The sequence below is a fragment of the Streptomyces sp. NPDC005303 genome, assembly GCF_040607335.1.
In the GTDB taxonomy this organism is placed as follows: domain Bacteria; phylum Actinomycetota; class Actinomycetes; order Streptomycetales; family Streptomycetaceae; genus Streptomyces.
The window spans coordinates 141,460-162,326 of the sequence record NZ_JBEXGM010000019.1 but is presented as its reverse complement, the minus strand read 5'-3'; the positions used below and the strand labels follow the sequence as shown (position 1 = coordinate 162,326).

General features: G+C 72.2%; 20 protein-coding genes. 10 read left to right on the top strand and 10 right to left on the bottom strand.

Annotation, left to right across the window (positions count from 1 at the left end; genetic code table 11):
* Positions 1-223: 223 nt before the first annotated feature.
* Genes ABZT93_RS25405 through ABZT93_RS25395 form a run of 3 tightly spaced genes read right to left on the bottom strand, consistent with a single transcriptional unit; the run spans position 224 to position 3,953 of the window.
* A complete protein-coding gene (locus tag ABZT93_RS25405; protein WP_356108509.1) occupies positions 224-2,785 on the bottom strand; it encodes an FtsX-like permease family protein in 2,562 nt (853 codons plus the stop codon).
* A complete protein-coding gene (locus tag ABZT93_RS25400; protein WP_356108506.1) occupies positions 2,782-3,663 on the bottom strand; it encodes an ABC transporter ATP-binding protein in 882 nt (293 codons plus the stop codon). Before ABZT93_RS25400 ends, ABZT93_RS25405 begins: the two co-directional genes overlap by 4 nt.
* The gene (locus ABZT93_RS25395) at positions 3,660-3,953 is read right to left on the bottom strand and encodes an SHOCT domain-containing protein (RefSeq protein ID WP_356108503.1); all 294 of its coding nucleotides are present in this window, start codon (positions 3,951-3,953) and stop codon (positions 3,660-3,662) included. Before ABZT93_RS25395 ends, ABZT93_RS25400 begins: the two co-directional genes overlap by 4 nt.
* 186 nt (positions 3,954-4,139) lie before the next feature.
* On the opposite strand from ABZT93_RS25395, the gene ABZT93_RS25390 reads away from it, so the two are divergent.
* The 5 genes from ABZT93_RS25390 to ABZT93_RS25370 all read left to right on the top strand — a co-directional run bounded on the left by ABZT93_RS25390 (position 4,140) and on the right by ABZT93_RS25370 (position 7,723).
* Entirely contained in the window at positions 4,140-4,703 is a 564-nt protein-coding gene (locus ABZT93_RS25390; RefSeq protein WP_356108500.1) for a TetR/AcrR family transcriptional regulator, read from the top strand.
* Between the two features lie 14 nt (positions 4,704-4,717).
* Positions 4,718-5,113, top strand: a complete 396-nt coding sequence (locus tag ABZT93_RS25385) for a cupin domain-containing protein (RefSeq protein WP_356108498.1) — start codon at positions 4,718-4,720, stop codon at positions 5,111-5,113.
* A gap of 11 nt (positions 5,114-5,124) precedes the next feature.
* Positions 5,125-5,709 (top strand): DUF4865 family protein, encoded by a 585-nt coding sequence (locus tag ABZT93_RS25380; protein WP_356108495.1) that lies wholly within the window; start codon positions 5,125-5,127, stop codon positions 5,707-5,709.
* Complete coding sequence (locus ABZT93_RS25375; RefSeq protein ID WP_356108494.1) at positions 5,703-6,626, top strand: phosphotriesterase; 924 nt, start codon at positions 5,703-5,705, stop codon at positions 6,624-6,626. The genes ABZT93_RS25380 and ABZT93_RS25375 overlap by 7 nt, the downstream gene beginning before the upstream one ends.
* Positions 6,627-6,751: 125 nt before the next feature.
* The gene (locus tag ABZT93_RS25370) at positions 6,752-7,723 is read left to right on the top strand and encodes an NAD(P)-dependent oxidoreductase (RefSeq protein ID WP_356108491.1); all 972 of its coding nucleotides are present in this window, start codon (positions 6,752-6,754) and stop codon (positions 7,721-7,723) included.
* 14 nt (positions 7,724-7,737) lie between these two features.
* Here ABZT93_RS25370 and ABZT93_RS25365 read toward each other — a convergent pair whose 3' ends face one another.
* From ABZT93_RS25365 to ABZT93_RS25350, 4 genes are read right to left on the bottom strand one after another with little or no spacing between them, the layout of a single operon-like run.
* Positions 7,738-8,187: an RpiB/LacA/LacB family sugar-phosphate isomerase gene (locus ABZT93_RS25365; RefSeq protein ID WP_356108488.1), complete on the bottom strand. Its 450-nt coding sequence runs from the start codon at positions 8,185-8,187 to the stop codon at positions 7,738-7,740.
* 1 nt (position 8,188) lies between these two features.
* Positions 8,189-8,911: an NUDIX hydrolase gene (locus ABZT93_RS25360; RefSeq protein WP_356108485.1), complete on the bottom strand. Its 723-nt coding sequence runs from the start codon at positions 8,909-8,911 to the stop codon at positions 8,189-8,191.
* Positions 8,904-10,148, bottom strand: a complete 1,245-nt coding sequence (locus tag ABZT93_RS25355; RefSeq protein WP_356108482.1) for an ROK family protein — start codon at positions 10,146-10,148, stop codon at positions 8,904-8,906. Before ABZT93_RS25355 ends, ABZT93_RS25360 begins: the two co-directional genes overlap by 8 nt.
* Before the next feature lie 37 nt (positions 10,149-10,185).
* Positions 10,186-10,827: an alpha-ketoglutarate-dependent dioxygenase AlkB gene (locus tag ABZT93_RS25350; RefSeq protein ID WP_356108479.1), complete on the bottom strand. Its 642-nt coding sequence runs from the start codon at positions 10,825-10,827 to the stop codon at positions 10,186-10,188.
* Between the two features lie 67 nt (positions 10,828-10,894).
* Between ABZT93_RS25350 and ABZT93_RS25345 the strand changes: the two genes are divergently transcribed.
* Together ABZT93_RS25345 and ABZT93_RS25340 are read left to right on the top strand one after the other, a co-directional pair.
* Complete coding sequence (locus ABZT93_RS25345) at positions 10,895-12,040, top strand: methyltransferase (protein ID WP_356108476.1); 1,146 nt, start codon at positions 10,895-10,897, stop codon at positions 12,038-12,040.
* Complete coding sequence (locus tag ABZT93_RS25340; protein WP_356108473.1) at positions 12,033-12,797, top strand: class I SAM-dependent methyltransferase; 765 nt, start codon at positions 12,033-12,035, stop codon at positions 12,795-12,797. The genes ABZT93_RS25345 and ABZT93_RS25340 overlap by 8 nt, the downstream gene beginning before the upstream one ends.
* Here ABZT93_RS25340 and ABZT93_RS25335 read toward each other — a convergent pair.
* Both ABZT93_RS25335 and ABZT93_RS25330 read right to left on the bottom strand, forming a co-directional pair.
* Positions 12,775-13,626: a class II fructose-bisphosphate aldolase gene (locus tag ABZT93_RS25335; RefSeq protein ID WP_356108471.1), complete on the bottom strand. Its 852-nt coding sequence runs from the start codon at positions 13,624-13,626 to the stop codon at positions 12,775-12,777. The two genes, ABZT93_RS25340 and ABZT93_RS25335, sit on opposite strands and share 23 nt — an antisense overlap.
* Positions 13,627-13,634: 8 nt before the next feature.
* Positions 13,635-14,519 (bottom strand): SIS domain-containing protein, encoded by an 885-nt coding sequence (locus ABZT93_RS25330; RefSeq protein WP_356108468.1) that lies wholly within the window; start codon positions 14,517-14,519, stop codon positions 13,635-13,637.
* Between the two features lie 193 nt (positions 14,520-14,712).
* Between ABZT93_RS25330 and ABZT93_RS25325 the strand changes: the two genes are divergently transcribed.
* Together ABZT93_RS25325 and ABZT93_RS25320 are read left to right on the top strand one after the other, a co-directional pair.
* The gene (locus ABZT93_RS25325) at positions 14,713-16,533 is read left to right on the top strand and encodes a glycoside hydrolase family 15 protein (RefSeq protein ID WP_356108466.1); all 1,821 of its coding nucleotides are present in this window, start codon (positions 14,713-14,715) and stop codon (positions 16,531-16,533) included.
* 58 nt (positions 16,534-16,591) lie between these two features.
* Positions 16,592-17,467 carry a PhzF family phenazine biosynthesis isomerase gene (locus tag ABZT93_RS25320; RefSeq protein WP_356108464.1) on the top strand — a complete coding sequence of 292 codons (876 nt, stop codon included), beginning with the start codon at positions 16,592-16,594 and terminating at the stop codon, positions 17,465-17,467.
* A 3-nt stretch (positions 17,468-17,470) separates the two neighbouring features.
* On the opposite strand, the gene ABZT93_RS25315 is transcribed toward ABZT93_RS25320, so the two are convergent.
* The gene (locus ABZT93_RS25315) at positions 17,471-18,451 is read right to left on the bottom strand and encodes a hypothetical protein (protein ID WP_356108461.1); all 981 of its coding nucleotides are present in this window, start codon (positions 18,449-18,451) and stop codon (positions 17,471-17,473) included.
* A gap of 157 nt (positions 18,452-18,608) precedes the next feature.
* Between ABZT93_RS25315 and ABZT93_RS25310 the strand changes: the two genes are divergently transcribed.
* Positions 18,609-20,849: a heavy metal translocating P-type ATPase gene (locus ABZT93_RS25310; protein WP_356108458.1), complete on the top strand. Its 2,241-nt coding sequence runs from the start codon at positions 18,609-18,611 to the stop codon at positions 20,847-20,849.
* The last annotated feature ends 18 nt before the right edge of the window (positions 20,850-20,867 follow it).

Genomic DNA, 20,867 nt, shown 5'->3' with positions numbered 1-20,867 from the left:
CCGCCCGCGGATACAACGACCCCCTGTTCACCAGCTGGTACGGGTTCAAGCCGGGGTCCTACGACTCCGGCGGCTACCTGCAGCCCGGCATGAACACGTCGAGGCGTACGGCGCGGAAGGCCGGGCACAGGCCCGCAAGGTTCCCGTACATGCGACGTCCCGACACCGACGCGCCCCCGCCGACCCAGCCCCGGCCCAGCGACCGGCTGGGCTCCTGCCCGACTCACTCGGTAGCGATCGCACGCAATACGTCGAGGCGTGCGGCGCGCCGGGCCGGGCGTAGGCCCGCGAGGGCTCCCGCGGCGAGGCCCACGAGGGCGACCACCGCGAGTTGTAGGGGCGGCATCGCGAAGGCGAAGGTGCTGTCGCTGGTGCCGTCCGAGGCCTTGACCAGGACCCAGCCCAGGAAGGCGCCGAGGGCGAGTCCACCGACCGTGCCGAAGGCGGCGACCAGGACCGACTCCCAGCGGACCATGGCACGGAGCTGGGAACGGGTCTGGCCCACGGCCCTCAGCAGACCCAGTTCACGAGTGCGCTCGTGGATGGCAAGGGTCAGCGTGTTGGCGATGCCCAGCAGCGCGATGAGGACCGCCAGGGCGAGCAGCGCGTAGACCAGCGTGAGCATCATGTCGATGCCGCCGGCCGAGGACTGCGCGTACTCGTCGCGGGTCTGCACCTCGGGATGGCCGTAACGCGCCGCCACCTTCTCCACCGCCGCCTTGCCCGCGCCGGTGCTCACGCCGCCCCGGAAGGAGACCGCGACCAGCGTGTCGGAGTCCTGCGTGCGGTGCGGGGCCCAGGCCGCGCGGGTGATGACGTAGTCGCCCGCCAGCTCGGACCGCCCGTAGACCGCGCGGACCGTGAAGGTGTCCTTCTCGCCGTCGGTGAAGGTGAGTCGGGTCTTGTCGCCGGTCTTGAGGCCCTGCTTCTCGGCCTCCGTCGAGGTGATGGCGATGCCGTCGGTGCCGAGGTCACCCAGGGAGCCCCGCACCTTGCCGAGGTCGAAGGTGCGCTCCAGTGCGAGCGGGTCCGTGACGGTCAACGCCCTCCCCTCGCCGTCGACTTCGGCGACACCTCGCCCGAGGCCCACGGCCGTGTCCACCTCGGGCAGTTGCTGGACGGCTCCGGCGAGCCGCGGGCTCAGGCCACTGCCGCCAGCGCCGAACGACGGGGTGCTGACAGCGACGTCGCCCGCGAAGGACCGGGACACGGTCTGGTCCATGGTGGCCTTCAGGGACGCCCCGAACACCGTGAACAGCGAGACCACGGCCACGCCGATCATCAGCGCGCTCGCGGTGGCGGCCGTCCGCCTGGGGCTGCGCAGCGCGTTGCGCCGGGCGAGGGACCCGGTGACGCCACGGAGCCGGTCGAGGGGGCCGCCGAGGACCCGTACGGCTGCCGTGGAGGCGACCGGGCCGAGGACCACGAACGCGGCGAGGGCCAGGACCGCTCCGGTTCCCGCGAGCCAGATGGACGGCGAGACCAGGACTCCGGTGAGGGTGACCGCCAGCGCGAGTGCCGCCAGTCCCCCGCCGGTGACCGTCCGGACCCGGGAGGCGCCCGACTGGTCGACGGCCGTCTCCCGCAGTGCGGCCAGAGGTGCGGTACGGCCCGCGCGTACGGCGGGCAGGAGCGCGGAGCCCAGACAGACCACGACGCCGACCGCAAGCGGCAGCAGCATCGACAGGGCGCTGATCACCAGGTCGCCCTCGGGGAAGGGGAATCCGATCGCCGGGAACAGCGCCTGGAGGCCGGCGGCGATCCCGATGCCGCCCGCGAGACCCGCGGCGGAGGCGGTCACGGCCACGACGCTCGCCTCGGTCAGGGTCAACACGGTGACCTGGCGACGGGAGGCACCGAGGGCCCGCAACAGGGCGTTCTCGCGGGTGCGTTGGGCGACGACGATCGCGAAGGTGTTGTGGATGGAGAAGGTGGCGACCAGGAGGGCCACGCCCGAGAACACCAGCAGCAGGGTCGTGAAGACGCCCAGGAACCGGCTCGAGATCATGTCGGTGTTCTCCTCGGTCGACTCCTGACCGGTGATCGCCTCAACACCTTTGGGCAGTACGCGAGTCAGCCGTTGGACGAGTTCCCGCTGGCTGACGCCGGGACCGGCCCGCACCTGGATGCTCGATGCCTCGCCGGGCCTGGCCGTGAGGTATTTCTCGGCGTCGGCCCGGGTCATGCCGGTGAAGGTCACCTGGGCCATGCCGTCCTCGCCGCCGAAGGTCGCGAGGCCGACGATGGTCACCTGGACCGGGTCGGGGGTACGCAGGATCGTCGTGTCGCCGATCTTCAGGTCGCCCTTTTCGGCGGTGCCGCGGTTGACGACGACCTCGCCGGTCTTCTCCGGCGCGCGGCCCTCGGCGAGTCGATACGGGTTGAGCTTCGGATCGTCGATCCAGTTGCCGGCGATGGTGGGCGGGCCCTTGCCGCCGATGGGCTTGCCGTTAGCGCCGACCAGCTGCCCGGCGCCCTGGATGTCGGGGGCGGCGGCCGCGACGCCGGGGACCTGCTCGACGGTCCTGAGCAGATCGGTGGCGACCGGCTCCCGCACCCCCTCGCTCTCCCCCGGCGTGGTGATGGCCCCGGCGCTGCGGACCACGGCGTCGGTACCGCCGGTCGCGTTGCCGAACATGGTGTCGAAGCCGGCGCGGAGGGTGTCGCCCATGACGAGCGTTCCGGCGAGGAAGGCGACACCGAGGAACACGGCGAGGAAGGTTCCGGCGAAGCGCCGCTGGTGGGCCCGCAGGGAGGACGCGCTCAGGCGGAGGGCGGCGTTCATGAGGGCCGCTCCGTCCGGGTGCGCGAGGGCGGCTTCGGCTCCGAGAGGGCCTGCCCTCGCGAGGGCGCCCCTGCTCGGGAGGGCGCCTCTGTCCGTTGCGGCGAATCTGTCCGTCGCGGCGCGTCGAAGGCCTTCATGCGGTCTAGGACCCTCTCGGCGGTCGGGGCTTCCATACGGTCCACCAGGCGTCCGTCGGCGAGGAAGACGACCTCGTCGGCGTGGGCCGCGGCGACCGGGTCGTGGGTGACCATGACGACTGTGCGGGCCGTCCGGCGCACGGTCCTGCCGAGGAGGCCGAGGACCTCGCCGCCGGAGCGGGAGTCGAGGTTTCCGGTGGGCTCGTCGGCGAAGACGACGTCGGGCCGGCCGGCGAACGCCCGGGCCACCGCGACGCGTTGCTGCTGCCCGCCGGAGAGTTCGGCGGGCCGGTGACGGAGCCGGTCCCGCAGGCCGACGACGTCGATCAGGGCGTCGATCCACTCAGGGTCGCCCCTGCCGCCCGCGAGGTCCAGCGGCAGCCGGATGTTCTCCTCGACGGTCAGCGTCGGCACCAGGTTGAACGCCTGGAAGACGAAGCCGACGCGGTCCCGGCGCAGAAGGGTCAGGCGACGGTCGTCCAGGGAGCCGAGATCCGTGTCGCCGATGTAGGAGGATCCCTCGGTGAGCGTGTCGAGGCCGGCCGCGCAGTGCATGAGCGTGGACTTGCCGGAGCCCGAGGGCCCCATGATCGCGGTGAAGCGGCCGACCGGGAAGTCGACGCTCACCCCGTCCAGGGCCCTCACACCGGTGTCACCGCTGCCGTACACCTTCACGGCGTCGACCACGCGGGCGGCCGACGGCGTGCTCGGCGGAACGGTCGTGGTGGCCGTGGCGGTCATGCCGCACCGCCCTTGCCCGACGTGCGCCCGAACTGCTCGTCCAGGACGGACAGCCGGCGCCAGTACTCGTCCTCGTCGATCTCGCCGGAGGCGAAGCGGCGGCCGAGCACGGCGATCGGCGAGTCACCGGAGGGACCGGTGTCGGCCATGGCGCGCCACGGTCCGCGGCGGCCGCGCCAGGCGGTGCGGCGCAGGACGGTGACGACGCCGAGCACGACGGCCGCCCAGATCAGCGGGAAGAAGAGGATCCACGGGCCCGGGCCGCCGTCCCAGTTCGCGAGAGTCTGCATGTCGGTTCATCTCCCAGAGTTCCTGAAGCTGTCGTTCGGTGATGCTTCGAGACTGGCTCCGGGGAGGGGGTCGGGTCGTCGTACGGCCAGCGGCAGTCCGTGTACATCGCGGGGAGTACGCGGGCCTGTTCCGGCTGCTCCTCGCGGGTCTCGACTTCTGTAACTACTAGTATGTACAGTGCGGGTATGAGCACCTCGGACCGCTTGATCGAGTCCACGCGTGAGCTGCTGTGGGAGCGCGGCTACGTCGGGACCAGCCCCAAGGCCATCCTGGAGCGCGCCGGCGCCGGACAGGGCAGCATGTACCACCACTTCAAGGGCAAGCCCGACCTCGCCCTGGCCGCAATCCGAAGGACCGCCGAAGAGCTGCGCGCCACCGCGGAGGAGGCACTCGGCGGCCCCGGCACACCGTACGAGCGCATCGAGGCGTATCTGCGGCGCGAGCGGGACGTGCTGCGCGGGTGTCCGATCGGCCGGCTCACCATGGACCCGGACGTCGTCGCCAGCGACGAACTGCGCGCGCCGGTCGACGAGACGATCGACCGGATCCGGGAGCGCATCGCCGGGATCGTCGAAGAGGGCAAGGAACAGGGCCAGTTCGCGGCCTCGCTGGACGGCGAGGAGATCGCGGCGACCGTGCTCGCGACGGTCCAGGGCGGCTATGTCCTCGCCCGCGCCTCAGGCTCGCCCGCCGCGTTCGACACGGGCGTGCGCGGTCTGCTGTCACTGCTCACGCCCCCGTCGAAGTAAGGGAGTTCATCCACGTGCAGATCACCCGGCAACGCCCCGAGACCCGCCGGGGAGCGGCGGAGAACTTCACCGGGGCGGTGTGGTTCGACGAGGTCGCCGCGCCGCCCGCCCCGTCCCGGCTGCGGATGTTCAACGTCCACTTCGCGCCCGGCGCGCACACCGCGTGGCACCGGCATCCGCACGGCCAGGTGCTGCATGTCCTGGAGGGCAAGGGGCTGGTGCAGCGCAGGGGCGGTGCCGTCGAGCCGATCCGCGCGGGCGACACGGTGTGGATCGAGCCGGGCGAGTGGCACTGGCACGGGGCCGGGCCACGCACCTTCATGACCCATCTCGCGGTCGTCGAGGCCGCCGAGGACGGCACGACGACCGACTGGGGCACGCATGTCGCCCCCGAGGACCACCCCGCCTGAGGAGGCGCCGGATGCACGCGATGCAGTACGAGCTCACCCTGCCGTCCGACTACGACATGGACGTCGTCCGCGCCCGCGTGGCCCGGATCGGGCATCTGCTGGACGACTGGGACGGGCTCGGCTTCAAGACGTACCTGATGCGCGAGCGCGGGGTGAACGGCTCGCCCGTCAACCAGTACGCCCCCTTCTACCTCTGGAACACCATGGAGGGCATGAACACCTTCCTGTGGGGAGGCGCTTTCCAGGGGCTCAGCGACGACTTCGGGCGGCCGTCGGTGCGCCAGTGGACGGGGCTGTCGTACGAGGAGGGCGGCGCCGCGGGTTCTCCCGCCCGGTTGGCCGTGCGACGGCGTCAACCGGTGGCCGAGGGCGTGGAGTTGGCCGAGGTGATGGCGGAGGCGGTGGGCGAGACGGAGCGGCTGGCCGGGAAGGACGGCGCGGTGTCGGCGGCGGCGGCCGTGGACACCGCCCGCTGGGAGCTCGTCCACTTCTCGCTGTGGACGCAGGAGTCACCCGAGGCGGACGGCGAGGTGTTCGAGGTGCTGCACGTGTCGGAGCCGGAGCGGGGGCTGCTGCCGCGGGGACGGCAGTGGTGAGGGCGGCCGCGGTCCGCACGGTGGCCGGCGATGTCCCCGCCGAGCGGCTCGGGGTGTGCGACGCTCACGACCATCTGTTCTTCGCCAGTCCCCGACTGCCCGGGCAGGAACTGCGGAGCCTGTCCGCGGCGCGGGCCGAGCTGACGGCGTTCGCCGCGCAGGGCGGTGCCGCCGTGGTGCAGTGGACGCCGTACGGGCTGGGGCGGCGGGCCGCGGATCTGCCGCCGCTGTCGCGGGAGACCGGGGTGCGGATCGTCGCCGCGACCGGGCTGCACCAGGCCGTCCACTACGACGACGCCACGCTCGCCGGGTTGCGCGGCAGGCTGGCCGAGGTGTTCGTCGCCGAACTGACCGAGGGCATCGGGGTGTCGGGGGTCCGCGCGGGGCTGATCAAGGTGGCGGGCGGTTTCCACGCCCTGGACGCGCACGCCCGCTGGACCATGTCCGCGGCGGCCGAGGCCCACCACGCTACGGGGGCGCCGATCGCCGTCCACCTGGAGCTGGGGACCGGTGCGCTGGACGTACTCGACCTGCTGTGCGGGGAGTTGGGGGTGCCGCCGCAACGGGTGATCCTCGGGCACCTCAACCGCTCCCCCGACTTCACCGTGCACCGCCAGGCCGCGGCCTCGGGCTGCTACCTCGCCTTCGACGGGCCGTCGCGTGCCAACCACGCCACGGACTGGCGGATGCCGGACGCCGTACGGCACCTCGCCGAGGCGGGCCACGGAGACCGTCTGCTCCTCGGCGGCGACACCACCACCGCGGCCGCGCGGTCCGTCGACGGGGGCCCCGGGATGCCGTATCTGCTGCGCCGGGTGCGTCCGCGGCTTGCGGTCGAGCTGGGCGAGGAAATGGTGCGACGCATCCTCACCGACAACCCCGGTCGAGCCCTGGCCGTGGAGTGGAACGGGCCTTGACGCCGCTCACCCGTGGCTACGGCACGGGCGTGGTCCCCCGGCGCGAACGTCTTCCGGTGCCGTCGGATACTCCTACCTGACACTGACCTGCCTGGCACTGCCTGCCTGAGACTGATGGGAACAGCATGCGAGTCGTCGTCATCGGCGGAAGCGGCCACATCGGCACCTTCCTCGTCCCCCGTCTGGTGCGGGCCGGCCACGAAGTGATCAACATCAGCCGTGGCACACGCACCGCCTACGCCGAGGCTCCCGAATGGCAACACGTGCGTCAGGTGGTCGCCGACCGGGAGCAGGAGGACGGCGAGGGGACCTTCGGGGGCCGGGTGGCCGGGCTGGGCCCGGATGTCGTCGTCGACCTGGTCTGCTTCACCCTGGACTCGGCCGCCGCGCTGGTCGAGGGGCTGCGCGGCGAGGTCGGGCACCTGTTGCACTGCGGCAGCGTGTGGCGCCACGGTCCCGCCGACAAGCTGCCGATCTCCGAGACGACCGGCACGCCGCCCGTCGGGGAGTACGGCGTCCAGAAGGACCGGATCGCCCGGATGCTGAAGGAGGAGACCGCTTCCGGGGGCCTGGTGACCACGTCCTTGCACCCCGGGCACATCGTCGGTCCCGGCTGGCACCCGATCGGCCCGCTGGGGAGCCTCGACCCCGCTGTCTGGTACACGCTCTCGGCGGGACAGCCGCTGCGGATCCCCGGCAGCGGTGTGGAGCTGATGCACCATGTGCACGCGGACGACGTGGCGCAGGCCTTCGAGCGAGCGATCGAGCAGCGGGACGCGGCGGCGGGCGAGGACTTCACCATCGTGGCCCCCACCGCGCTGAACGTCCGCGGGTACGCCCGTATCGCCGCCGGCTGGTTCGGTCGGACCGCGACGCTGGAGCCGGTGACCTGGGAAGAGTTCCGCAGGACCACGGCCCCGGAACACGCCGAGGCGAGCTGGGAGCATCTTCACCGCAGCCAGTGCTTCACCATCGAGAAGGCCAGGACCCTCCTCGGCTACGCCCCGCGCTACGAACCGGAGACCGCCGTACTGGAGTCGGTGCGCCGGCTGATCGACGACGAGCAGCTGAAGGTGGCGGGCGCGCTCAGCGCCTGACCTGGCGCGCGCTGCTAGGCCCGGCCGGCGTCCAGGCGTACCACCCGGGCCACGTTCTCCCGGTCCTCGGCGTCCTCGCTCACCACCGCGGTGAACCAGGCGTCGAGGATCTCCTTGAGGAGCGGCTCGGAGGTGAGGCGGAGGCTGAGCGCGAGAACGTTGGCGTCGTTCCAGCGGCGGGCGCCGTCCGCGGTGTAGGCGTCCGTGCACAGGGCGGCCCGTACGCCCGGGACCTTGTTCGCGGCGATGGAGGCTCCGGTGCCGGTCCAGCAGCACACGATGGCCTGGTCGGCCGTCCCCGCGGTCACCTCACGGGCCGCGGCCTCGGAGCAGACGGCCCACTGCGGGTCGGCTCCGGGGTTCAGGGCGCCGTACGCGACGACTTCGTGGCCCCGCGCGCGAAGTTCGTCGAGGAGGGTGCGCGCGACTGGTTCGTCCATGTCCGAGGAGACGGAGATCCGCATGTCATGAGCCTACTGGGCGGTTCGCCCATCGGACGACGGGTTCGAGGTAGGTGACGTGCGGACCGGTGAGGTCCGGCAGTTCGGCCGGTGAACCGACCAGCGCGATCCGGTCGAGCTCCGGGGCGCGCCCGCGGGCCGTCTCCGCGGCGACCAGAGCCATGAAGCGTTCCTCGAGAAGGGCGGCGGGCACCGGCGGTGCCAGGTAATGGACACCGACCTGTCCGTCCTCGCAGTGGGTGACCAGACAGCGGGTGAGGTCACCGGCCGGGACGTCGAGGCCCGTTTCCTCGGCCAGCTCCACGGCCGCGTGGCGGCGCAGCGCGTACTCGTCCAGCGGCTCGTCGCCGGTGGGTGGTTCCACCGATCCGCCGGGGAACTGCCAGCGGCCGGGCGCGGCGGTGGCCGAGGACATACGGCCCACGAGCAGGCGTCCGTCCTCGGTCGGCTGCACCACGCTCACGAAGAGGGACCGCACGGCCGTGGCGCCCGGGACACGGCGCAGGACGAAGTAGCGATAGGTGACGCGGGACCAGGAGATGAGCAGATCGTCCGGGGCCTGCCGCGAGAGCCCCGCGCAGACCGCCACCGGACCGTCGAAGAGAGCGGGGTTGGCCAGGACCGCCTCGTCCCACACGCGGTCCATGGCCGTCCGGGCCTCGGCCGGGACCACCGGGGGTGCCACCTCGACCAGGCGCAGCCCCTCGGCCTCCAGCAGTTCAACCACGGGTCAGTGCCCCCAGCGGATCGTCCAGCACCGGCTGCCACGCCAACTCGGCCGCTCCGACAAGGCTGTTGTGGTCCAGGGTGCAGGCCAGGATGGGGACGCCGCCGCTCTGGCCCCACAGGCTGCGGTCGGCCACGACGGCCCGCAGGCGCCCCGGGTCGGCGTCCAGGAGGGTGCGGTGGAGGCCGCCGAGGATGATCCGGTCCGGGTTGAGGATGTTGACCAGACCGGCGAGGCCCAGGCCAAGGCGGTCGATCAGCGACTCGGCCGCCCCGCGGACGGCGGGGTCGTCGTAGTGGTCGCGGACGAGGTCGTCGGCCTGCCGGAGCAGGGACTGTTCGGGGCCGGGGTCGAGTCCGGCGGCCGTGAGCAGGGCCAGCGGGTCGGCCTCGACGTCCAGACAGCCCCGGCTGCCGCAGTAACAGGGGCGGCCCTCTGGGTTCACGGTGAGATGGCCGACTTCCAGGGCCAGGCCCGAACTCCCGGTGTGCAGACGCCCGTCGAGCACCAGCGCCCCGCCCACGCCCCGGTGGCCGGTCGCCACGCACAGCAGGTCCCGGGCGCCGCGGCCCGCGCCGTGCCGGTGCTCGGCGAGCGCGGCCAGGTTGACGTCGTTGCCCGCGAAGGCCGGTCCGGTGATGCCGGCGGCGCGCACGCACTCGCCGAAGATGCGGCGGACGGGGGCGCCCGCGGGCCAGGCCAGGTGCAGCGGGTTGAGGGCGAGGCCGTCGGGTTCGGCGACCGCGGACGGCACGGCGAGTCCGGCGCCCACGCAGCGCCTGCCGGTCGTGCGCAACAGGTCGGCGCCCGCCTCCACGACGGACCCGAGGACCTTCGCCGGGTCCGCGTCGACGGTCTCGCAGCCGGGAGCGGTGGCGACGATACGGCCGCCCAGACCGACCAGCGCGGCCCGGAAGCCGTCCGCGTGCACCTGGGCGGCCAGCACGACCGGACCGTCCTCGGCGACCGCGAGCCGGTGCGAGGGCCTGCCCTGCGAACCGGCGGCCGCGGTGGGCCGGGCGTCGACCCGGATCAGCCCGAGCGCCTCCAGCTCCGCGGCGACCGCACCGGCCGTCGCCCGCGTCACCCCGAGTTCGGCGGTGAGCACGGCCCGGGTGGGCGCACGCCCGGTGTGTACGAGCTCCAGCGCGGGCCCGAGCGCACCGCGCCCCCGGTCCAGCCGCGCCCTCGAGGTGGTCCCTTCCCCCGCCGGCCGGGGGTCCGCCTTGCCGCTCATGAGGGCGAGTCTCCCATGATCCGTACGCCGGCCCGGCCTAGAGGCCGCTGACCCGCAGCGTGATGTTCAGCCGCCCCGTCAGCCCCAACTCGGGCGGCGCGGTGCCCGGATGCACACGGGGCACCCCGTGGTACGCGAGCCGCGACGGGCCGCCGAACACGAACAGGTCGCCGCTGCGCAGCTCGACGTCCGTGTACGGCCTGGTCCGGGTCTCGGGGTTGCCGAACCGGAAGACGCAGGTGTCGCCGAGGCTCAGGGAGACCACGGGCGCGTCCGACTTCTCGTCGCTGTCGCGGTGCATGCCCATGCGGGCGTCACCGTCGTAGAAGTTGATCAGCGCGATGTCGTATCCGGAGGCGTCGGTGTCCAGGGCGTCGCGCACGGCTTCCCGGCCCAGCTCGCCCAGCCAGGGCGGGAAGGGCTTCACCGGTGCCCCGTCGCCGTCGACGACCGTGCGGGCGTAGGCGTACGGATACCAGTGCCGGCCCAGGCAGACCTGGCGTGCGGTCATCGTGCCGCCGCCCGGGGTGCGTACCGTGCGCAGTCCGGCCGGTGGCCGCGCCCACTCCCGGCAGGCCGCCAGCAGCTCCCGCTGCCGCGCCGGGGCCAGCCAGTCCGGCACGTGCACCGCACCCGGCGCGACCTCCGTACGGGCTCGGGGGAACAGCTCGGCTTCCATGGGTTCCATCCTGCCCGAGGGGCCTGAGCTGCGGCTCCGATAGCCTGGACGCACGATGGACGACCGAATGACGACGCCCTGGGGCGAGCTCGCCCTCACCCGTTTCCCCGAGGACCCGCGCGACCAGCTGCGCGCCTGGGACGCCTCCGACGAGTATCTGCTGAGGCATCTCGCGGACGAGGGGGTGGCGCTGTCCGGGACCGTAGTCGTGGTCGGGGACCGCTGGGGTGCCCTGGTCACCGCGCTGGCGGCGCACCGGCCGGTGCAGATCACCGACTCCTTCCTCAGCCAGGAGGCGACCCGGGCGAACCTCGGACGCGCAGGCGTCGAGCCGGGCAGCGTGCGGCTGCTCACCACGCAGGACCCGCCGCCCGGACGCGTCGACGTCCTGCTCGTGCGCGTGCCGAAGAGCCTGGCCCTGCTGGAGGACCAGCTGCTGCGGCTGGCGCCCGCGGTGCACGAGGGCACGGTCGTGGTCGGCACCGGCATGGTGAAGGAGATCCACACCTCTACGCTCCGGCTCTTCGAGCGGATCCTCGGGCCGACCCGCACCTCGCTCGCCGAGAAGAAGGCCCGGCTGATCTTCTGCACTCCGAAGCCCTCGCTGGTACGGCCGCCCGCAAACCCGTGGCCGTACGGCTATGCCCTCCCGGACGGCATCGGTGCCGCCTCCGGACGGACCGTCGTCAACCACGCGGGCGTCTTCTGCGCGGACCGGCTCGACATCGGCACCCGGTTCTTCCTCCAGCACCTCCCGGACAGCCGCGGCTCCCAGCGGATCGTGGACCTGGGCTGCGGCAACGGAATCGTCGGTACGGCCGTGGCCCTGGCCAACCCCGAGGCCGAGGTGCTGTTCGTCGACGAGTCCTTCCAGGCCGTGGCCTCGGCGGAGGGGACGTACAAGGCGAACGGCGTGCCGGCGCATGCGGAGTTCCGCGTCGGAGACGGTCTGTCGGGGGTCCCGGCGGGCAGCGTCGACCTCGTCCTGAACAACCCGCCCTTCCACTCCCACCAGGCGACGACCGACGCGACGGCCTGGCGGATGTTCACCGATGCACACAGGACACTGCGGGCCGGTGGCGAGCTGTGGGTCGTCGGGAACCGGCATCTCGGGTACCACGTGAAGCTGCGCAAGCTGTTCGGGAACAGCCAACTGGTCGCCAGTGACCCGAAGTTCGTGGTGCTCAAGGCGGTAAAAAGGTCGAGTGACTGATTCCTCGACGCGGGACTTCTACGACTCGCTGGCTCCGGACTACCACCGGATCTTCGCGGACTGGGACGCGAGCATGGCCCGTCAGGCGGCGGCGCTGGGTGCTCTCCTCGGCCCGGGGGCCCACCGGGTCCTGGACTGCTCGTGCGGGATCGGGACCCAGGCGATCGGGCTGGCGCTGGCCGGGCACCAGGTCGTCGGCAGCGATCTCAGTCCCGTCGCGGCCAGGCGTGCCGCTGCCGAGGCGACGGCGCGCGGCGCCCGGCTGCCGGCGGCCGCCGCGGACATGCGACGGCTGCCGTTCGTGTCGTCCGTGTTCGACGTGGTCGTCTGCGCCGACAACTCGCTGGCGCATCTGCTGACGGCCTCCGATGTGGCGACCGCGCTGGCAGACATGCGGCGGGTACTGCGGGACGGGGGTCTGCTGCTGCTCACCCTCAGGGACTACGACGAGATCCGCCGGACCAGGCCCGGGGCCGCGCCTCCGCAGGTCTCCGAGAGCTCCGGCGGCCGGATGATCACCTTCCAGCTGTGGCACTGGCACGAGGACGGCGAGCGCTACGACCAGGAGTACTTCCAGCTGAGCTCCGGCGGCGGGGACGACTGGGCCGTCCGGGTCCGTCGTACGACCTCCTGGGCGCTGACCCGCGCACAGCTGACGGAGTTCGTGACGGCGGCCGGTTTCGTCGGCGTGCGCTGGCACGATCCGGCCGCCGGCGGCTTCTACCAGCCCGTCCTCACCGCCCGAGCAGCTGGATGATCCGCCGGGCCGCCTCGGCCATGGCGTCCCGCCCGACACTCAGATAGGTGCGGGAGTCCACCGCCTCGGGGTGAGCCGCCAGGAACTCCCGGATCGCGCCGGTCATGGCGATGTTCAGCGCGGTGCCGACGTTGACCTTCGCGATGCCGCCCGCGACGGCGGCGGTGAGTTCCTCGTCGCGGACTCCGGAGGAGCCGTGCAGGACGAGGGGGACGTCCAGGGTGGTGGAGAGGCGTTTGAGGAGGTCGTGGTCGAGGGTGGCGGTGCGCTCGGTCATCGCGTGGGCGCTGCCGATGGCCACGGCGAGGGCGTCCACACCGGAGTCGGTGACGAAGGCGCGGGCCTCGTCGGGGTCGGTGCGGGCGCCAGGGGCGTGGGCGTCCAGCGGGGGCCGGCCGGGCTTGCCGCCCACCTCCCCCAACTCCGCCTCGATCCACAGCCCTTGGGAGTGCGCCCAGTCTGCGGCGGCCCGGGTCGCGGCGAGGTTCTCGGCGTAGGGCAGGTGGGCCGCGTCGTACATCACGGAGCCGAAGCCGGCGTCGGGCGCCTGGCGGAGGAGGTCGTCGCTCTGGACGTGGTCGAGGTGCAACGCGACGGGTACGGCGGCGCGTTCGGCGGCGGTGACGGCGGCGCGGGCGAGCGGGAGGAGGCGGCCGTAGCGGAACTTGACGGCGTTCTCGCTGACTTGGAGGACGACGGGGGCGTCCAGGGACTCGGCGCCGGTGATGACGGCCTCGACGTGTTCCAGGGTGATGATGTTGAAGGCGGCGACGGCGGAGCGGGCGGTGGCGGCGCGGGCGACGAGCTCGCCGGTGGTGACCAGGGGCACGACGTCTCCTAGGGGCGGGCGAGGATCACGGAGCGGGTCAGGTGACGGGGCCGGTCCGGGTCGAGGCCGCGGGCCGCGGCGACGGCCACCGCGAGGCGCTGCACGCGGACCAGTTCGGCGAGGGGGTCGAGGGTGCCCGGCACCCACAGTCCGCCGGTCTCCCGCACCTGTTCGGCCAGCCCCTCGGGCGCCTCGCCGAGCATCCAGGTGGCGGTGCCATGGGTGGTGATGCTGATGGGGCCGTGCCGGTACTCCATCGCCGGGTAGGCCTCGGTCCAGGCGAGCGAGGCCTCGCGCATCTTCAGTCCGGCCTCGTTGGCCAGTCCCACCGTCCAGCCCCGGCCGAGGAAGGTGAACTGCGCGCAGTCGACGAGGCTTTCGGGCAGGGGCGTCGCGAGTGCGGTGCGGGCGTCGGCGACGACGGTGTCGGTGTGCAGGCCCAGGTGGGCGCGGAGCAGGGTGAGGGCGGTGGTCGCGAACCTCGTCTGGACGACGGAGCGTTCGTCGGCGAAGTCGAGGACGACGACCTCGTCGGCGGCGGCCATGACGGGGGTGTCGGGGTCGGCGGTGAGTGCCGTCGTGCGGGTGCGCCCCTTCAACTGGCTGAGCAGGTCGAGGACTTCGGTCGTCGTACCCGAGCGGGTGAGGGCGAGGACACGGTCGTACGAGCGGCCGCGCGGGAACTCCGACGCGGCGAAGGCGTCCGTCTCACCCTGGCCCGCGTCCTCCCGCAGCGCCGCCACCGCCTGCGCCATGAAGTACGACGTGCCGCATCCGACGATCGCGACCCGCTCCCCGGCTGCCGGCAGCGCGGCGGAGTGGCGTGCGGCCTCGGTCGCGGCCCGGGTCCAGCACTCGGGCTGGCTGGTCAGCTCGTCCTCGACATGGGTCATGCCGTACCCCTCCGTAGCTTTGCTTGTTCTTGCAAGATACCGCGAGTTTTCGAGCATAATCAAGCATTCACATGCAAGGAGATGAGGCTGACCGGCGGTTCGAAGAGGTGGGGTCGCGGGTCCGCGCGGCGTGACGGCCGTTCCCCTGACACCTGTGGCCGAACCTGCCTAGGCTGATCCGCAGGAGGCTGCGATGAGCGGATCAGCCAGGGATCACATGGGCTACCTGCCGATCGCCGAGCACGGTCTGATCGGCGACCTGCGAAGTGTCGCGCTGGTCGGGACCGACGGCACGATCGACTGGTACTGCTGTCCGTCCTTCGACGCGCCGAGCGTCTTCGCGTCGATTTTGGACGCGGAGCGCGGCGGTCGTTTCGAGCTGGCGGCGACCGTGCCTGCCCGGACCAAACAGTTCTACTTCCCCGACACCAACGTCCTGATCACCCGGTTCTACACCGAGGACGGCGTGGGCGAGGTCCAGGACTTCATGCCGGTCGACGGTGACATGGTGGAGACCGAGCGGCACCGGCTGATCCGGCGGGTGGTGTGTGTGCGCGGTTCGATCCCGTTCCGCACGCGCGTGGCGCCGCGCTTCGACTACGGCGCCCAGCCGCACACCCTGCGCATGGTCGGTGACGTCGCGGTCTTCGAGTCCCCCAAACTGTCGCTGGGGCTGACCGCGACCGTGCCGCTGGAGACCGAAGGGGCGGACGTGCGCGCCGACTTCAAGCTCGCCGAGGGCGAGTCGGCGGTCTTCGCGCTGGACCAGGTGGGCGGCGAGGTGACGCCGCGCCGGTGCGCGCACACCGAGGCCGAGGAGCAGTTCAGCAGCACGGTCGCCTATTGGCGGCGCTGGCTGTCGGCCTCCAAGTACCGGGGCCGCTGGCGGGAGATGGTGCACCGCTCCGCCCTCACCCTGAAGCTGCTCACCTACGCGCCCACCGGCGCCATCGTGGCCGCGCCGACCACGAGCCTGCCCGAGCAGCTCGGCGGCGAGCGCAACTGGGACTACCGGTACGTGTGGGTGCGCGATGCCGCCTTCTGTGTGTACGCCCTGCTGCGGCTCGGCTTCACCAGCGAGGCCGAGCAGTTCATGGACTTCCTCATCCGGCACGTCAACCCGGTCGAACACGGCCCCTCGGGACCGCTCCAGATCATGTACGGCATCGACGGCCGCACCGATCTGACGGAGCGTGAAGTGCCGCATCTGGAGGGGCATCGGGGCTCCGCGCCGGTCCGGGTCGGCAACGCGGCCGCCGACCAGCTCCAACTCGACATCTACGGCGCCCTGATCGACTCGATCTACCTCTACGACAAGTGGGCCAAGCCGATCTCCAGCGACCAGTGGGACGACGTGTGCACGCTGGTGGAGTGGGTGTGCGAGTACTGGGACCAGCCCGACGAGGGCATCTGGGAGACCCGCGGCGGCCGCAAGAACTTCCTGTACTCGCGTCTGATGTGCTGGGTGGCGATCGAGCGGGCGATCCGCATGGCCAACCGGCGCGGCCTGCCCGCCGACCTCAACCGCTGGCGGGAGTGCCGCGACACGATCTACCGGCGGATCATGGACCACGGCTGGTCGGAGACCCGGCAGGCGTTCGTCCAGCACGAGGACGGCGACGTCCTCGACGCCGCCGTCCTGATGATGCCGCTGACCAAGTTCATCGCGCCGACCGACCCCAAGTGGCTGTCCACGCTGGACGCACTGACCGAGGAGCTGGTGTCGGACTCCCTCGTCTACCGCTACGACCCGACGGCGAGCCCCGACGGCCTGCGCGGCGACGAGGGCACCTTCTCGATCTGCTCGTTCTGGTACGTCGAGGCCATGGTGCACGCCGGGCGGATCGACGAGGCACGCCTGGCCTTCGAGAAGATGCTCACCTACGCCAACCATCTGGGTCTGTACGCCGAGGAGATCAGCAACACCGGGGAGCAACAGGGCAACTTTCCGCAGGCGTTCACCCACCTCGCCCTGATCAGCGCGGCGTTCAACCTGGACCGGGCGCTCGGCTGAGGACCCGCCACTCGACGTGGCCCGGAATAGCGGACGCGCGGTCTCACGTTGCCGCGACATGACGACGAACGCGCCGCGCCCCGAGGTCCTGCGATACACCGCCTTCTCCAGCAGCCCCGAGGGCGGCAACCCCGCCGGCGTCGTACTGGATGCCTCGACCCTGGACGACGGCGAGATGCTGGCCATCGCCGCAGAACTCGGCTACTCGGAGTCCGCCTTCCTGACCGCGCCCCCCGAGGGACTGGACGGGCCGAAGGGACGGGCGTTCACCATCCGGTACTTCAGCCCCAAGGCCGAGGTGCCGTTCTGCGGGCACGCCACCGTCGCGACCGCCGTCGCGCTGGCGGAGCGGATCGGCCCGGGTGAGCTGGTGTTCGCCACCCCTGCCGGGACCGTGCCGGTGTCGGTGGCCAAGGAAGGCGGGACGGTCAGGGCCACGCTCACCAGCGTCGCACCGCATGTCGAGGAGGTCTCGGACGCCGACCTCGCGGAGTCGCTGGCCGCGCTCGACTGGCCGGCCGGCGATCTCGACCCGGCGTTCCCGCCCCGCATCGCTTTCGCCGGTGCCCGCCACCTCGTCCTGGCGGCGGCGACCCGCGCGCGCCTCGCGGACCTGGCGTACGACTTCGCCCGCCTCGAAGCCCTGATGCACCGACTGGACCTGACCACGGTCCAGTTGGTGTGGCGGGAGTCGGCCACCGTCTTCCATGTCCGTGATCCGTTCCCCGTCGGCGGTGTCGTCGAGGACCCGGCGACCGGTGCCGCGGCCGCGGCGTTCGGTGCGTACGCCCGTGATCTCGGCCTGGTCCCCGAGGACGCCGTCCTCACCCTGCTCCAGGGCGAGGACCTGGGCCGCCCCGGTGAGCTCACGGTGACCCTGCGCGCGGGCGACCCGCGGGTCCGGGTCGGGGGCGCGGGGGCTCGCATCGGCTGAGGGTCAGTGGCCGTGCTCGCCGGACGACTCGTGGGGAGCCTTGTCCGGCGGCCCGGCGACCGCTGCGCCCGCCCGGACCGTGAACGCCGCGGTGTGCACCTCGCCCTCGTGCTTGAAGTCGAGGAAGAGCCGGTAGGTGCCGCTGCTGGGTGCCGTGGCCGTGAAGGAGATGTCCGGGCCGGCTGCGGTGGTGCCGTCACCGGGCTCGCCGTTCGGATGGACGTGGAGGTAGGCGAGGTCGCCGGAGCGCAGGGCGACCAGGTGGCCGTAGGCGCCGAGGTAGGGCTGGAGGTCGGTGACCGGCCGGCCGCCCCGGGACACCGTCAGCTTCAGTTCGCGGGCGGCTCCGGGGCGCAGAGCTCCGCCGAGCTTCACCTCGTAGCCGTCGGTGGCGGCGAGGGTGTCCGGTGCCGGAAGGTCCCGCGGGGCGTAGGTGCCCGACACGGCCAGATCCGCGCCGAGGGTGAGATTCTCGGCCCCCTGCTTCCCGGCACCCTCCTTCTCGGGGGTGAAGTCGGCGAAGACCCGGTAGCCGCCCGCCCTGGGCAGGGACACCGGGATGCTCCAGGTTCCGTCGGCGGCCCGGGTGGGATGCAGATGACGGTAGGTGGTCAGGTCGCGTGAGGCGACGATCAAGTGGAGTTCCTTGTCGTGCTCCCGCCGGAAGGCGGTGACCGCTCGGCCGTCGTCACCCCGGACGACGAAGCGGAGGTCGGCCGTACGGCCCGCTGTGACGCGCGGGGTCCGCAGATCGAGGGTGTAGCCCTGCTCGGAGATCTGGAGCCCGCCGGCCGGCGGCGACTCGTGGCCCGAGTGCCCGGAGTCCCCCGATGGCCCTGAGCCGGTGCCCCCCATGTGCGCGTCATGGCGGGCGGGCGGCTCGTCGTCGATGACGGGACCGATGCCCTGGCCCACGCCGTAGGCGGTACCGAATGTCGCGGCCAGCGCGGCGGCGAACGCGGTGATCTTCAGTCCAGCGTGCATGACCGGCTCCTTCAGCCCTTCGAGGTTCCCGATGCACTTCACCATACCCCTGGGGGGTATCAAGTCAAGTCGGTCCACCGCTTGCCCTCTATACCTACCGGGGGTATACAGGAGACGCGTCACAGAATACCCCTACCCGGTATCGCGAGGAGCGCCGATGACCACCACCGCAGCAGCCGAGACCGAGCTCGCCATCGGCGGCATGACCTGCGCCTCCTGCGCGGCGCGTATCGAGAAGAAGCTCAACCGGATGGACGGCGTCACCGCCACCGTCAACTACGCCACCGAGAAGGCGAGGGTCACCCACCCCGTCGGCGTCTCGGTCCAGGAGCTCATAGCGACCGTGGAGAAGACCGGGTACACGGCCCAGGAACCGGCGCCTCCCGAGCCCGCCGCCCCCGACGAACCGGAGTCCGACGAACTGCGTTCCCTGCGCGCGCGGTTGGTGACCGCCGTGGTGCTGGCGGTGCCGGTCGTCGCGATGGCGATGGTGCCGGCGCTGCAGTTCGAGTACTGGCAGTGGCTGTCGCTGACGCTGGCGGCGCCCGTGGTGACGTACGCCGGATGGCCCTTCCACAAGGCGGCCTTGACCAACGCCCGGCATGGCGCGGCCACTATGGACACGCTGATCTCGGTCGGTACGACGGCCGCCTTCGGCTGGTCACTGTGGGCGCTGTTCCTGGGGACCGCCGGAACGCCGGGCATGAAGCACCCCTTCGAGCTGACGATCGCCCGCGGTGACGGCGCCGGCAACCTGTATCTGGAGGCCGCGGCCGGGGTCACCGCGTTCATCCTGGCCGGGCGGTACTTCGAGGCCCGCTCCAAGCGCAAGGCGGGTGCGGCCCTGAGGGCGCTGCTGGAGCTGGGCGCGAAGGACGTGACGGTGCTGCACCCGGACGGTCGTGAACAGACTGTCCCTGTCACGGAGTTGAAGGCGGGAGACCTCTTCGTCGTCCGTCCCGGCGAAAAAATCGCCACCGACGGGACCGTCGTCGAAGGCTCCTCCGCCGTGGACGCCTCGATGCTCACCGGTGAATCCGTGCCGGTCGAGGTCACACCAGGTGATTCCGTCACCGGCGCCACCCTCAACGCGGGCGGACGGCTGGTCGTCGAGGCGAGCCGGGTCGGCGCCGACACCCAACTGGCCCGGATGGCCAAGCTGGTGGAGGACGCGCAGAACGGCAAGGCGGCGGCGCAGCGGCTGGCGGACGGGATCTCCGGCGTGTTCGTCCCGGTCGTGATCGCCCTGGCCCTGGGCACCCTGGGCTTCTGGCTCGGCAACGGCGGCGGTACGGCCGCCGCGTTCACCGCCGCGGTCGCCGTCCTGATCATCGCCTGCCCGTGCGCCCTGGGCCTCGCCACGCCGACCGCGCTGCTGGTCGGCACCGGGCGGGGCGCTCAACTCGGCATCCTCATCAAGGGACCTGAGGTCCTGGAGTCCACCCGCAGGGTCGACACCGTGGTCCTGGACAAGACCGGCACCGTCACCACCGGGCGGATGACGCTGCTGGCCGTGCACGCGGCCCGCGGCACCGACGAGGCCGAAGTCCTGCGGCTGGCGGGAGCCTTGGAGCACGCGTCGGAGCATCCGGTGGCACGGGCGGTGGCCGACGGGGCGCTGGAGAAGCTGGGGTCGCTGCCCACGCCCGAGGACTTCGCGAACGTTCCGGGACTCGGAGTGCAGGGCATCGTCGACGGCCATGCCGTCGTCGTCGGACGCGAGCGCCTGCTCGCCGACTGGGCGATGGCGCTGCCCGAGGAGCTACGGCTCAAGAAGGCCACCGCGGAGTCGGCCGGCCGTACCGTCATCGCGGTCGCCTGGGACGGCGAGGTACGGGCCCTTCTCGAAGTCGCCGACGCCGTCAAGGACAGCAGCCGTGAGGCCGTCACCCGCCTGCGCGCCCTCGGGCTCACCCCGATCCTGCTGACCGGCGACAACCGGGCCGTGGCCGGGTCCGTGGCCCGCGAGGTCGGCATCGACCCCGCTCAGGTGATCGCCGAAGTACTGCCGCAGGACAAGGTCGACGTCGTCAAGCGGCTGCAGGCGCAGGGCCGTTCGGTCGCGATGGTCGGCGACGGCGTCAACGACGCGGCCGCGCTGGCCCAGGCCGACCTGGGCCTGGCGATGGGTACCGGCACGGACGCCGCGATCGAGGCGGGCGACCTGACCCTCGTCCGGGGCGACCTGCGCTCCGCGGCGGACGCCATCCGGCTCGCCCGCCGCACCCTCGGGACGATCCGGTCCAACCTCTTCTGGGCCTTCGCCTACAACGTGGCCGCGCTGCCGCTCGCGGCGGCCGGACTGCTCAACCCCATGCTCGCGGGAGCCGCGATGGCGTTCTCGTCGGTGTTCGTGGTCGGCAACTCACTGCGGCTGCGGTCGTTCCGAGCCGCCTGACCCGGCGGTCAGGGGTTC